12 protein-coding genes are annotated in these 13,077 nt (G+C 64.8%); 5 read left to right on the top strand and 7 right to left on the bottom strand.

The window, feature by feature from the left end; genetic code table 11:
- Positions 1-17: 17 nt before the first annotated feature.
- Complete coding sequence (gene speB / locus L0U83_RS21420; RefSeq protein WP_233886077.1) at positions 18-968, bottom strand: agmatinase; 951 nt, start codon at positions 966-968, stop codon at positions 18-20.
- A gap of 151 nt (positions 969-1,119) precedes the next feature.
- The gene (locus tag L0U83_RS21415) at positions 1,120-1,950 is read right to left on the bottom strand and encodes a helix-turn-helix transcriptional regulator (RefSeq protein ID WP_233886076.1); all 831 of its coding nucleotides are present in this window, start codon (positions 1,948-1,950) and stop codon (positions 1,120-1,122) included.
- 171 nt (positions 1,951-2,121) lie between these two features.
- Between L0U83_RS21415 and L0U83_RS21410 the strand changes: the two genes are divergently transcribed.
- From L0U83_RS21410 to ampC, 5 genes are all read left to right on the top strand, one after another.
- Positions 2,122-2,466, top strand: a complete 345-nt coding sequence (locus tag L0U83_RS21410; protein WP_233886075.1) for a cupin domain-containing protein — start codon at positions 2,122-2,124, stop codon at positions 2,464-2,466.
- Positions 2,467-2,534: 68 nt separating this feature from the next.
- Entirely contained in the window at positions 2,535-3,968 is a 1,434-nt protein-coding gene (locus L0U83_RS21405) for an NAD(P)/FAD-dependent oxidoreductase (protein ID WP_233886074.1), read from the top strand.
- Positions 3,969-3,980: 12 nt separating this feature from the next.
- Positions 3,981-4,910 carry a LysR family transcriptional regulator gene (locus L0U83_RS21400; protein WP_233886073.1) on the top strand — a complete coding sequence of 310 codons (930 nt, stop codon included), beginning with the start codon at positions 3,981-3,983 and terminating at the stop codon, positions 4,908-4,910.
- A 161-nt stretch (positions 4,911-5,071) separates the two neighbouring features.
- Complete coding sequence (locus L0U83_RS21395) at positions 5,072-6,640, top strand: purine-cytosine permease family protein (RefSeq protein ID WP_233886071.1); 1,569 nt, start codon at positions 5,072-5,074, stop codon at positions 6,638-6,640.
- 88 nt (positions 6,641-6,728) lie between these two features.
- Positions 6,729-7,901 (top strand): class C beta-lactamase, encoded by a 1,173-nt coding sequence (gene ampC, locus L0U83_RS21390; protein WP_233886069.1) that lies wholly within the window; start codon positions 6,729-6,731, stop codon positions 7,899-7,901.
- A 32-nt stretch (positions 7,902-7,933) separates the two neighbouring features.
- Here the strand turns inward: ampC and L0U83_RS21385 are convergent, their stop codons facing one another.
- The 5 genes from L0U83_RS21385 to L0U83_RS21365 all read right to left on the bottom strand — a co-directional run bounded on the left by L0U83_RS21385 (position 7,934) and on the right by L0U83_RS21365 (position 13,076).
- Positions 7,934-9,334: an ATP-binding protein gene (locus tag L0U83_RS21385; protein ID WP_233886067.1), complete on the bottom strand. Its 1,401-nt coding sequence runs from the start codon at positions 9,332-9,334 to the stop codon at positions 7,934-7,936.
- Positions 9,331-9,993, bottom strand: coding sequence for a response regulator (locus L0U83_RS21380; RefSeq protein WP_233886065.1), 663 nt, complete (start codon positions 9,991-9,993; stop codon positions 9,331-9,333). Before L0U83_RS21380 ends, L0U83_RS21385 begins: the two co-directional genes overlap by 4 nt.
- 87 nt (positions 9,994-10,080) lie before the next feature.
- Positions 10,081-11,118, bottom strand: a complete 1,038-nt coding sequence (locus L0U83_RS21375; RefSeq protein ID WP_233886063.1) for an Ldh family oxidoreductase — start codon at positions 11,116-11,118, stop codon at positions 10,081-10,083.
- A gap of 91 nt (positions 11,119-11,209) precedes the next feature.
- On the bottom strand, positions 11,210-12,124 hold the full coding sequence (locus L0U83_RS21370) for a dihydrodipicolinate synthase family protein (protein WP_233886061.1): 915 nt from the start codon (positions 12,122-12,124) through the stop codon (positions 11,210-11,212).
- 169 nt (positions 12,125-12,293) lie between these two features.
- The gene (locus tag L0U83_RS21365) at positions 12,294-13,076 is read right to left on the bottom strand and encodes an AraC family transcriptional regulator (RefSeq protein ID WP_233886059.1); all 783 of its coding nucleotides are present in this window, start codon (positions 13,074-13,076) and stop codon (positions 12,294-12,296) included.
- Between the last annotated feature and the right edge of the window lies 1 nt (position 13,077).

The raw sequence follows: 13,077 nt of genomic DNA, 5'->3' as shown, positions 1-13,077 counted from the left end.
ATGTTTCTCCTCGCGCCCTAGCGGTAAGCCACACCGGGCATGATGCAAAGCATTTCGTAGGCGAGATTCGCGCCCACGAGCGCGGTCGTGCCGGCCTGGTCGTACGGCGGCGAGACTTCGACGAGATCGGCGCCTACCACGTTGAGCCCCTTCATGCCGCGCACGATCTCGAGGCCCTGATGCACGGTGAGTCCGCCCACCTCGGGCGTGCCGGTGCCGGGCGCGAAGGCGGGATCGAGTCCGTCGATATCGAAGCTCAGGTACACGGGCGTGTCGCCCACGCGCGCGCGCACTTCTTCCATGAGCGGCGCAAGCGAGCGGTTCCAGCAGGCTTCGGCTTGCACGACGGTAAAGCCCTGCTTGCGGCACCAGTCGAAATCTTCTGCGTGATAGCCCGTGCCGCGCAGCCCGATTTGCGTGACCTTGTCGCATTGCAGGAGGCCATCTTCAACGGCGCGGCGAAACGGTGTGCCGTGCGCGATCTTTTCGCCGAACATGGTGTCGTTCACGTCGGCGTGAGCGTCGATATGAACGACGGCAACCTTGCCGTACTTCTTGTGCAGCGCGCGCAGGATCGGCCATGCGATCGTGTGATCGCCGCCGAGCGTGATCGGGCGGCAGCCTGTCTCGACGATGCGGTCGTACGCGGCTTCGATCAGACGAATCGAATCCTTCAGGTCGTACGGGTTCGTTGCCACGTCACCGATATCGGCCACCTGCAGCGAATCGAATGGCGCCGCGCGCGTGGCCATGTTGTACGGCCGCAGCAGCACCGATTCCGAGCGGATCTGGCGCGGCCCGAAGCGCGTGCCCGAGCGGTTCGAGGTGCCGATATCTAGCGGCACGCCCACGAAGCAGACATCGAGGCCCTCTGTGGTCTCGGCCTGCGGCAGGCGCATCATCGTGGCGATGCCGCCGAACCGCGGCATCTCGTTGCCGCCCTGCGGCTGGTTGAACTGGCGCTCCATCTGGTGTGTCTCCGATCGTTAGAGTCAAATCGATCGGGCGATGGTAGGGGAGATCCCGCGCGGCCAAATATTGAAGTTGAGATGTTTACATCGACGGCAGTCGATGTATGCAAGCCCTTAATCGGCTAAATGGCGCGGCTAAATGGTGCGGCTAAACCGCGGCGTGGCCCCAGGCGATCAACTCGCGCTTCGTGCGCACGCCCAGTTTCGCGAACGCGCGCTTCACGTACGACTCGGCGGTGGCGACCTGAACGCCCAGGATCTGTGCGGCTTCGGGCACGGTCTTGCCCGTGATGAGGTGCGCACAGGTTTCGTATTCGCGTTTGGAGAGGCGCACGCTGTCTGCCTTGATGCGCGCGTCGAACTGCGCGAGCGGATGCATGAACGGCGCCGCATGGGCAATGCGCCGGGCGGCGCTCGTGGAGGCGTGCAGTTCGAGCAGCGGAAACAGAAACTCACTCACGCTGCGAAAACGGTTCATTTCCACGAGCGTAAACGGCGGTTCGCGCAGCCCGCGTTCGAGCGCGATGGAGTCCTGCGCGTGGCGCGTGCCGCGTGCGAGGACACATTCGTGGGCAATCCGCGCCTCGTCGAAGAGCCGCTGGCGGAACTCGCCCGGCGGGATCGCGCCGATGTCGCGCACGACCAGCATCGTGCCGAGCTTGCCGCGAATACCGGCGAAAAGCGGATCGCTTTCGTAGAAGCGGTCGTAATAGAGCGTCATCACGTCCGAAATCGCGCCCGAATCCATTCCGACCCCGCCACTGCCGATCCATTCGCAGCGATAGCCGGTTGGCATCGTGCTGTCCGCGCGCGAACGCTCGATATGCACGACATTGACGGGCACGACCTCGTGGAGCAGCAGCGTGAGGCGCGGCACGAAATCGGGCGTGCCGACGGCCTCGATCACATTGCCGAGGGTCTTGAACGAGAGCGGAAAGTTCGGTTGATCGCGGTTCAGCGGGGGGACGTTGAGCAGCATGGCGCGCCCATTCGTAATAGCTGATTCATTATAACTGAAGGGGTTAGGCCGCCAAAAATGCCTGAATCGGGCCGCAAAACACCGCTTGCCCCCCCTGAGGGGGGGCATACCGCAGCCGCGCCAGTCGGTAACGTTGACGTCACTCAATCAAAACAACTGGAAGTGACGCAAATGAGCAAACTGATTCAGGACATCGTACCGCTGGGCGCTGGCATCGGCGAATTCACCAAGCTGGAATACGGCATGGACGAAAGCGACTGGCGCGCAACCGTCGGCAAGAACAACAACTACGTGATCGGCTGGTGGGAAGGCAAGGTCGGCGCGGTGGACTTCCCGGCCACGACCGCCGACGAGGCGGTATGGCTCGTGGAAGGCAAGATCGCCCTGACCGACGCGAACGGCGGCCGCAAGGAATTCACGGCAGGCCAGGGCTATCTCCTGCCCGCAGGCTTTGCGGGCCGCTGGGAAACCCTCGAGGACGCGAAGAAGTTCTACGTCGTGCTCGAACAGGCCTAAGGACCAAGGCGAGCCGCCTCCCATGCGAGACGGCTTTGTTTATCCCGATCCATGCAGTGAAGCCAATGATGAGTACCCCTGCAGAAGTTGAAGTCGAATCGCGTCCGCCCTTCACGCTCAGCGTGCAAGAAGCGCTTTCGCGCACGCGGTTCTTTCCGTATTGGCTCGACAACCCCGCCGAACCGCCGACCGAACCCAGGCTCACCGCCAGCGTAGAGGCCGATCTGCTGATCGTCGGCGGCGGCTTCACGGGGCTCTGGGCCGCGGTGCAGGCCAAGGAGCAGATGCCGCATCTGAACGTCGTGCTGATCGAGGCGGGCAAGGTCGCGCACGGTGCGTCGGGCCGTGCGGGCGGCATCATCTCGACTTCGGTGATGCATGGCTTGCCCAACGCCGTACGGGTATTCCCCAACGACATTGCGCAGCTCGAAGCATTCGGCCATCACAATCTCGACGGCTTCGAGGAAACACTCAAGCGCTACGGCATCGACGCCGACATCGAATGGAACGGCGAAATGACCGTCGCGGTCGATCCCGAGCATATCGAGCATTTGCAGGGCGACTACGAGCTTCACAAACGCTACGGGCACGACGTCGTTCTGCTCGATGGCGAAGCGACGCGCGAGCAACTGGACTCGCCGTTGTTCGCGGGCGCGCTGTGGTCACGCAATCGCAGTGGCATCGTGCATCCGGCCAAGCTTGCATGGGGTCTGAAGCGCGCGGCGCTTTCGCTCGGCGTGAAGCTTTACGAGCACACGCCGCTCATCGATGTCATCGACGAAGGCCAGACCGTGTACGTGAAGACGCCCGAGGGCAGCGTGCGCGCGCCGCGCGTGGTGTTCGGTAGCGGTACGGCAAAGGTTGGCATTCCTGATATCAACCGGCGCGTGCTGCAGGTGCGCGACCACGTGCTCGCCACCGAACCGCTCACCGATGAGCAACTCGCGCGTATCGGCTGGAAGAATCGCCAGGGCATTTACGACACGCGCACGCAGCTCAATTACTTCCGCCTCACGAAGAACAACAACATCATCTTCGGCGGTCTCGTGAGCTATCACTTCGACGGCGCGCCGAACCCCCCGCAGGACGAGAAGGCCGAGACCTACTATCGGCTCGCGCAAGCGTTCTACCGCACCTTCCCGCAGCTAGCCGACGTGCGCTTCTCGCATGCGTGGGGCGGCCCGATCGACTACTGCTCGCGCGGCTCCGTGTTCGCGAAGCGCTATCTGAACGACAAGGCCGTTTTCGTGGCGGGTTACACGGGCTTTGGCGTAGCGGCGAGCCGCTTCGGCGCCTTCATGGGCCTGAACATCCTGTTCGATCGCGAGAGCCCCGAGCGTGCGCTCGATATCGCCAACCAGAGCCCCACGTATATTCCGCCGGAGCCGGTGCGCTGGCTGGCCGCCAAGGTCACGTTCCATGCGTTCGACGGCGCCGACGCCGAAGGCGGCTGGAAGCGCGCATGGATCAAGGGTATCAAGGCGATGGGCTTTCCGATGTGAGGGTTTAGCGCCATGTTCTCCAATACCTCCGATCTCGACCTGCGACTCATCCGCGTCTTTCTCGCCGTGGTGGATGCGCGCGGCATCACGGCGGCCGAAGCGACGCTAGGCGTGCGGCAATCCACCATCAGCACGCAGCTTTCCGCGCTCGAGGCCCGCGTGGGCTTCAAGCTCTGCGAGCGCGGGCGCGGCGGCTTTCGCCTCACGTCAAAGGGCGAACGCTTCGTGCCATCGGCGCGTGCGCTAGTTGCGGCCACAACCGATTTTGTCGCACGCGTACGCGACATCGACCGCAAACTCGTGGGCACGCTCGGCATCGGTCTCATCGGGCAGGCTTCGCATGTCGAGAATGCGCGGCTCGCGGAGGCAATAGGCGCATTTCGCAAACGCGATCAGGCCGTACGCTTCACGATGAAGGTCGCGGCGCCGCAGGAACTCGAGGAAAGTCTTGTCAACAACCAGCTCGACATTGCAATCGGTTACTTCTGGCATCGCGTGGCGGGCCTCGAATACACCGAGCTGTTCAGCGAGCGCCAGGTGCTGTGCTGCGGGCGTGGACATGCGCTTTTCCATAGTGCGCCGCACGTCAACGTGGACGACCTGCGCGAGCACGACTGGGTCTGGCGCAGCTATCCAATCCCGGAGGAGCTTGCGGGTATCGGCGACCGGCAGGTGACGGCTATCGCCGACAGCATCGACGCGGCCACGGTCCTGATCCTCTCGGGCAGCCATATCGGCTATCTGCCCGCGCATCACGCCGAGCCGTTCGAGCAGCGCGGCCTGATCCGGGCGCTCGGGCGCACCACGTTCGGCTTCGACGTGCCGATGCATTTGGCCGTCAAGCGCAGTGCCGCGGAAAAGCCCATCGTGCGCGCGTTCTGCGACGATCTGCTCAACGTCTATGGGCAACATGCCGCAGCGCCCGAATCGCTGGTGGAATGAAAGAAGCGGCGCGCGCCATACATTGGCCGCGCATGATGTGAACGTATGGAATGCAGAATAATTAGCCTGCTGTGATCGATTAAAGTGGGCGAGAGACGTTGATAGTGCGTTGACCAGTTGCTTGCATGAACAACCGGATCAACGCGGCAAGGAGTGAGACAATGAGCGACAACAGCATTACCCAGATCGAAACATTCGGTTTCGAACGCATTCCCGATGCATCGCGCTACGCGCGGCCCATCGATCTTTTCAGGCTGCTGTTCGGCGGCTGCAATACCTTCTCCACGTCGGTGCTGGGCAGTTTTCCGGTGCTGGTGGGCCTCTCGTTCAAGGCAGGTCTGTGGTCCATCGTGCTTGGCGTGCTGGCCGGCACTTGCATTCTCGCGCCCATGAGCCTGTTTGGTCCGCGCAATGGCACGAGCGATCCGGTTTCGTCGGGTGCGCACTTCGGCATTCACGGGCGGATCGTGGGCTCGTTCCTCGCGCTGCTGACGTCGATCGCGTTCTTCGCGCTCGCCGTATGGAGTTCGGGCGATGCGCTCGTCGGCGGCGCGCACAACATGGTCGGCGTGCCGGTCAACACCTGGACGCTCGGCTCGGCCTACATGGTGTTCGCCGTGCTCGTGGTGGTGGTGTGCATCTACGGCTTTCGCTTCATGCTGTGGGTGAACAAGATTGCCGTGTGGGCCGCGAGTCTCATGTTCGTGGTAGGCGCCTTCGCGTTCGCGGGCGCGTTCGATCCGCGCTACGCCGGCACGCTGCACGAGGGCGGCGCGGGCTTCTGGGTGGCGTTCGTGAGCGCCGTGCTCGTTGCGTTGAGCAATCCGGTGTCGTTCGCCTCGACGCTCGGCGACTGGGCGCGCTACATTCCGCAGCACACGCCGCGTCGCCGCGTGATGGGCGCTGTATTTGCCGCACAGATCGCCACGTTCGTGCCGTTCTTCTTCGGCCTCGTCACGGCCACGCTCATCGCGACGAAGGCGCCGAGCTATATCGCCTCGAACGATTATGTGGGCGGGCTGCTGGCCGTGTCGCCGCGCTGGTTCCTGCTGCCTACGTGCCTCATTGCGATCATCGGCGGCATGTCGACGGGCACGACCGCGTTGTACGGTACCGGCCTCGACATGTCAAGCATGTTCCCGAGGCTCCTGAACCGCGTGCGCGCGACCATGCTGATCGGCACGCTGGCTATCGGCTTCATCTTCGTCGGCCGCTTCGCGTTCAATCTCGTGGAAAGCGTCTCGACGTTCTCCACGCTGATCTGCACGTTCAGCTGCCCGTGGATGGCGATCATGGTGATCGGCTTCATCACGCGCCGCGGCCACTATCTCGGCGACGACCTCCAGGTCTTCAATCGTGGCGGGCGCGGCGGGCACTACTGGTTCACGCGCGGCTGGAATCTGCGCGCGATGGGCGCCTGGTTGCCGGCGGCGTTCCTGGGTCTTTCGTTCGTGAATCTGCCGGGGCAATTCGTCGGTCCGCTGGGATCGCTCGCGGGTGGGCTCGACCTGAGCGTACCGGTTTCGCTGGCGGTGGGCGGCATGATCTATGTCGTACTGCTCATGATCTTCCCCGAGCCGGATGCCGTGTATGGCAGGGAAGGCCGCCGTTTCGTGCGCGGCGGCGCGCGCGGGTATGCCGTTGCGCCGGTTCATGCTCCACGCATGCGCGAAGAGCAGACTGCGAGCGCGGTGCGCGAGCTGCAACGCAGCCCGGAGTATGCCGAGTAAGTCGATAAGCGCGGGGCGCAACGCCTGAGGCCGTTGCGCGCGGACCGGGTAAGATCACGGCTTTTGCGCACCGCGCAAGGAGGCGATCTTGCTTCGTTCACTCGCAAGGGTCTGTGCCGGCGCTCTGCTCGTCGCCGTCGCCCTGAACCGTCCCGTCATCGGCGCAGAAGCGGCCAACGGCAGCGACGCACAACTACGCGAAGCCGCGCTCGCGTTCATGCGCGAGAATGGGATTCCCGGCCTCGCCATCGGGGTCGCCGTGAACGGCACGGAGCGCTTCTACAACTTCGGTGTCGCATCGAAGGAAACGGGCGAGCCCGTCACGAACGAAACGCTCTTCGAACTCGGCTCGATGAGCAAGACCTTCGCCGCAACGCTCGCCGCGTGGGCACAAGTGAACGGCAAGCTCGCGCTCGATGCGCCAGTGAGCCGCTATCTGCCCGACATGCGCGGCACGCCGTTCGGCGCGCTTACGCTCATCAATCTCGGCACGCACACGGGTGGCGGCTTCCCGCTGCAGGTGCCCGACGAAGTCACGAACGACGCGCAGCTGATGGCGTGGCTCAAGGCATGGCGCCCGCGCTATCCGGCGGGCACGCAGCGCACCTATGCGAACCCGAGCATCGGCATGTTCGCGCGTATCACGGCGCAGCAGTTAGGCATGAGCTACGCGGACGCCGTGGAGAAAACGCTCTTTCCAAAGCTCGGGCTCGCACACACGTTCATTCGCGTGCCCGCCGCGCAGCGCGCGGCCTATGCGCAGGGCTACAACAGCAAGGATATGCCCGTGCGCCTGAACCCCGGCGTGCTCGCCGACGAAGCCTACGGCGTGAAATCGGATACGCGCGACATGCTGCGCTTTCTCGAAGCGAACATGGGCGAGGTCGAAGTGGAGCCGGAGTTGCAGCGCGCGCTGGAGGCCACGCATGTGGGATATTTCCGCGCGGGCCCGTTCGTTCAGGACCTCGTATGGGAGCAGTACGCTCAGCCCGTGAGCCTGAATGATCTCGTGAAAGGCAACGCGAACGCCATGGTGCTGGAGGACAACCCGGCCACGGCGTTGATCCCGCCGCTGCCGCCGCAGCCCGACGCGTTACTCGGCAAGACGGGGGCGACAAAAGGTTTTGGCGGCTATCTCGCGTTCGAGCCCGCGCGCAAGACGGCAATCGTCATTCTCGCCAACCGCAATCACCCCACCGAATCGCGCGTGCGCTTCGCGTATCGCGTGCTGGAACTGGTGCAGGGCGCGCCTGCGCAGTGATTCGCGCAGTGATTCGTAGCGAGCGTGCGGCCTCAGGCCGAATCGCTCGTCGCCCGGGCGACTCTGCCGGCGGCCGTATTCGCATTGGCCGCCGGCCCATCATGCGCGGACAGTCCGCTCACCGCCGCTGTGAGCCCGCGACCACCCGGGTTGTTGCGCAGCGTGAACGTCAGGCCTTGACGCTGTGCGATGCGCGCCACGATCGAGAGGCCAAGCCCGCTGCCGGTGCCCAGCGCATGATCGCCGCGAAAGAAGCGGTCGAGCACGCGCTCGAGATCGCCTTCGGGAATGCCGGGCCCGTTATCGATGACTTCGAAGCCGAGCGTGTCCTGTGAGCGCGTGAGCACGAGATCGATCTTGCCGCCCGCGGGCGTATAGCGGATCGCATTGTCGAGCAGATTGTTCAGGAGGGTGTTCAGGCCGTGCGCGTCGGCGCTCACGTTGCAGATGCACTCGGGCGTAACGGGCGGCCGTGACTCCAGGCCGAGGTCGATGCCTTTCTCCTCCGCGAGCAGCGAGAAGTCACCGATGGCCTGTTCGCCCAGCCGCCGCAGGCTCACGATCGTGGCGGGCGCGCTCGCCTGCGCATCTTCACGCGCGAGCGTGAGCAGTTGCTGCACGAGGCGTATCGTCCGGTTCAGGCGTGTTTGCATGCGCTCGAGCGTGCGCGGCTCGCCGTTCAGCGTGCCGTCGTGCAGCGCCGCCTGCCATTGCAGCTTGAGCGCGGCGAGCGGCGAGCGCAGCTCGTGCGCGGCATCGGCGATGAAGGTGCGCTGCGCCTGCGAGGCCGCATTCAAACGGTCCAGCAGATCGTTGAGCGCGACGACGAGCGGGCGCAGTTCGACGGGCACCGAACCGTCGACACGCAACGGCTCCAGCGCATGGGCCGAGCGCGAAGCGAGCAGCGCCGACAACGCGCGCACCGGCGCGAGCCCACGCGTCACCACGAACAGCACGAGCACGATGGCTACCGGCACGAGCAGCGCGAGCGGCCACAACGTATGGAGCGCCAGGTGCAGCGCCAGCCCATCGCGCACGGAAATGGGCTGCGCGACCTGAACGAAGCGTTCCGGCTGCGCAATGCCGTACACGCGCCAATGCACCTCGTCGTTTTCGATCGTGCGAAAGCCCGTGGGCTGGCGCGGCAGTATGGGCGTTTCCTGCGAACGGTAAATCAGCTTGCCGTCGCGGTCCCAGATCTGGATGAGAATGCGGTCGTCGGCGATCTCGTCGAAGCCGGGGCTGGACTGCTCGACCTCGCGCGCCGTCGCGACGTTCGCGGGCATGGAAAGCGCCACCGCGTGCAGCTCGTAGTCGAACAGCTCGCCCGCTTCCTCGCGCGCGGTGTGAAAAATGCCGAAGCCCGCCACCATGGAAGCGGCCGCGAAACCGCAGATGAGCCAGCCCAGCAGGCGGCGGCGGATGGAGTTCATTCCGGTCTCTTGAGCCGGTAGCCCACGCCGCGCACGGTCACGATCTGGTCGGTGCCGATCTTGCGGCGCAAGCTGTGCACGTGCACCTCGATCGCGTTGCTGCCGACTTCCTCGCCCCAGCCGTACATGCGCTCTTCGAGTTCGGCCTTCGTGAACACGCGCGCGGGCTGTTCGATGAGCACGCGCAGCAGCGCGAATTCGCGCGGCACGAGCGCGACGCTCTCGCCGTCTTTCGTTACCTCGTGCGCGGCGGGGTCGAGCGCCAGGCCGCAGTGCGCGTACACCGGCTGCTTCTGGCCCGTGCGGCGGCGTAGCATGGCGCGTGTGCGGGCGGCCAGTTCGTCGAGATCGAAGGGCTTGATCAGGTAGTCGTCGGCGCCGGCGTCGAGCCCGGCGATGCGGTCGGTGATCGAGTCGCGCGCGGTCAGGATCAGCACGGCCGCTTCACCGCCCTTGCGGCGATAGCCGTTGAGCACCTCGATCCCGTCCTTCTTCGGCAGCCCGAGATCGAGCAGCACGAGGTCGTAGACGTCGTTGTCGAGCGAAAGCTCGGCTTCCCGCCCGTCGCGCGCCCAGTCGACGGCATGACCCTCGCGGCGCATCGAGTCGAGCACCGTTTCGGCAATCATTTCATCGTCTTCCACCAGCAACAGGCGCATCGCTTGCTCCCCTAATTTCGACCTTACATTGTCGCTCATCCCGGCTTAACCGGTGCTTAAGCGGCACGCGAGGGGAGCGCTTGTCAATCAGTCGAGGAGTTTGCGCACATCGTCGTATAGCGCGCGCGGCACCTTCACGCCATCGCGTTCGCTGCGCCCGCGCGCCTCGAACCGGCGCTGCGACGGCAAACGCGCGCCCTGTGCGGTGATGGCGGCGAACAGCCGCTCCGCACGCGCCTGACCGGCTTCATAGCCGTCGCCGCCGAATCGCCGCGGATCGATCGCGATGATGAGTTCGCCGTGGCAAGGGCTCGCGCCCGCGCCGCCGTCGAAGGCCTGCGACTCCATGCTCGTGAGGTCGCCGAGCAGCGCGCCCGCGAGCAGCTCGATCATGGCCGCGAGCGCCGAGCCCTTGTGGCCGCCGAAGGTCTGCATCGCGCCGTCCAGCGCGGCGCGAGCGTCGGTGGTGGGCTCGCCGTCGCGATCGAGCGCCCAATGCGGGGGAATGGGCTTGCCTTCGCGGGCGTGCAGTTCGATGTCGCCGCGCGCAATGGCGCTCGTTGCGAAGTCGAACACGAAGGGCAGGCCGCCTTCGCGTGGCCACGCGAACGCCAGCGGATTCGTTCCGAACACACCGCGCGTGCCGCCCGCTGGCGCGACCCAGCTATGGCTCGGGTTCATCGCGATGCCCACGAGTCCTTGCGCCGCAATGGCTTCGACCTCGGGCCACAGCGCCGAGAAATGAAAGCAGTGGTTGATGGCCATTGCCGCGATGCCCTGGCTGCGCGCCTTCTGCGCGAGCACGGGCAGGCCGGTTTCGAATGCGAGCAGCGAAAAGCCGTAGTGCGCGTCCACGGCTAGCACGCCGGGTGCGATATCGCGCAGCGTGGGCTCGGCGCGCGCATCGACCTTGCCGCTCTTGAGCGAACGCGCGCAGACGAGCAGGCGATAAATGCCATGCGAGTGGCATTCGTCGCGCTGGCCTTGCGTGATGACGCGCGCGATCGCATCGGCATGCGCCTCGGACATGCCGTGCCGCAGCAGCACGTTGCGCGAGAGTGTGAAGACTTCGTCGAGCGTGAGGACGACCTGTTCGGGTGCGTCGTTCGTGACGGTGCTGGACATGGCATCCCGTGTAAAAAGACAAACCGGGCCAACGTGGCCCGGTTTTGGTGATCCGAAAGAAGCTTGGGAGAGAGGCGCGCTTGAGTCAGTCTTACAGACCGACGTCCGGCAGCGCGGGGCGCGTGGCGAGCGCCTTCTCGACCACGGCCTTCACGTGCGCGAGCGCTTCGCCTTCGAGCGGAAGGCGCGGCGGGCGCGTGGTCGCGCTGCCGCGGCCCACCAGCTCTTCGCACAGCTTGATGCACTGCACGAGGTCGGGGCGTGCGTCGAGGTGCAGCAGTGGCATGAACCAGCGATACAGCGCGAGCGCTTCGTCAAAGCGCTTTTGCTTCGCGAGACGGAACAGCGTTTCGCCTTCCTTAGGGAACACGTTCGACATGCCCGAGACCCAGCCTTGCGCGCCCACTGCCACGCTTTCGACCACCACGTCGTCGAGGCCCGCGAACAGCACGAAGCGGTCGCCCACGGCATTGCGCAGATCGATGAAGCGGCGCGTATCGCCCGACGAATCCTTGAAGCAGACGATATTTTCGCAATCCTGAAGAGCGATCAGGATGTCGGGCGTGACGTCGTTCTTGTAGATCGGCGGATTGTTGTAGACCATCACCGGCACGTCGGTGCTGGAAGCCACGGCGCGGAAATGCGCGGCCGTTTCATGGGGCTTCGACGAATACACGAGCGCCGGCATGACCATCACGCCGTCCACGCCTACGCGTGCCGCTTCCTTCACGGTTTGGCGCGCGAACTCGGTGGTGAATTCGGCAATGCCCGCGATCACCGGCACCTTGCCGCCGGCGGCGTCGCGCGCGGCTTCGATCACGGCGATCTTTTCATTCGTCGCGAGCGAGGTGTTCTCGCCGACGGTGCCGCACACCACGAGGCCCGACACACCATCTTTGACGAGATTGCTCACCACCCGGTGCGTGGCGTCGATATCGACCGAGAAGTCCGCCTTGAACTGCGTGCTGACGGCGGGAAACACCCCGCTCCACTGGATAGCGCTCACTGTGACTCACTCCTTGAATGCGTAGCGGCTCGCGCCGGTACGTGTTGAATGTGAGTGGAGTATCGCTGTCCAAATCGTTTGGCGCTTGGGGCCTTTCGCGCTTCAAGAAGACGAAATCTGCATAGTCGAGCATGGCTCAGGGAGAACCCTGGGCCTGCATGTGCGAGGCTCAGGCGCCGGACGTTTGCGCGCCTGCGGGCGTTTGCAGCAACGCGCGATACTGACTTGGCGTGACGCCCACCGTGGCCTTGAATTGCCGCGTGAACGCGCTGTGATCGTTATAGCCGCATTGCGTGGCGATGTCGGTGATGCTCAGGTCGCTCGCAAGCAGCACCGAGGCCGCGTCCAGACGCGTTTTCAGTAGCATCTGGCGCGGCGTGAGGTGAAAGATCTTGTGGAAGTAACGCTCGATCTGCGCCACCGACATGTTGATGAGCTTCGCCAGATGCGCGAGCTTGAGCGGTTGCGCATAGTTGTCCTGGATGTACTTCGCGGCGACCGCGAGCCGCTGGTAAGCGGGATGCGTGCCTTCGGCGGCCTGCAGGTCGCGCGAAATGCCCGCTACGCCCAGCACGCGGCCACGCGCGTCGTGCAGCGGGACTTTCGAGGTGAGGCACCAGCCCGGTTGCCGCCCTGGATAAAGGTGCAGTTCGAGTTGGTCGATGAGACTGCTGCCCTGGCGCACCACGGCCTCGTCCTGTGCGGTATAGCTGTGGCCGAAGCGGGAGGGGAAAACCTGCTCGGCCGTCTTGCCGAGCAGCGCGCGCTTCTCTTTGAAGCCGCAGCGCGCGGCAAGCGTGGTGTTCGCGATCACGTAGCGCGCCGCGTCGTCTTTCACGAAGAAGACCACGTCGGGCATGGCGTCGAACAGCGGTTCGAGCATGGTGAAATGCGCGACCATCTGCGCAAACGTGTCGTTTTCGAGGGCGGCGGGCAGGACCAGTTCGGGCATC

Source organism: Paraburkholderia flagellata (genome assembly GCF_021390645.1).
Classification (GTDB): Bacteria; Pseudomonadota; Gammaproteobacteria; order Burkholderiales; family Burkholderiaceae; genus Paraburkholderia; species Paraburkholderia flagellata.
The sequence above is the reverse complement of the archived record's forward strand: the minus strand, read 5'-3'. Positions and strand labels throughout refer to the sequence as shown.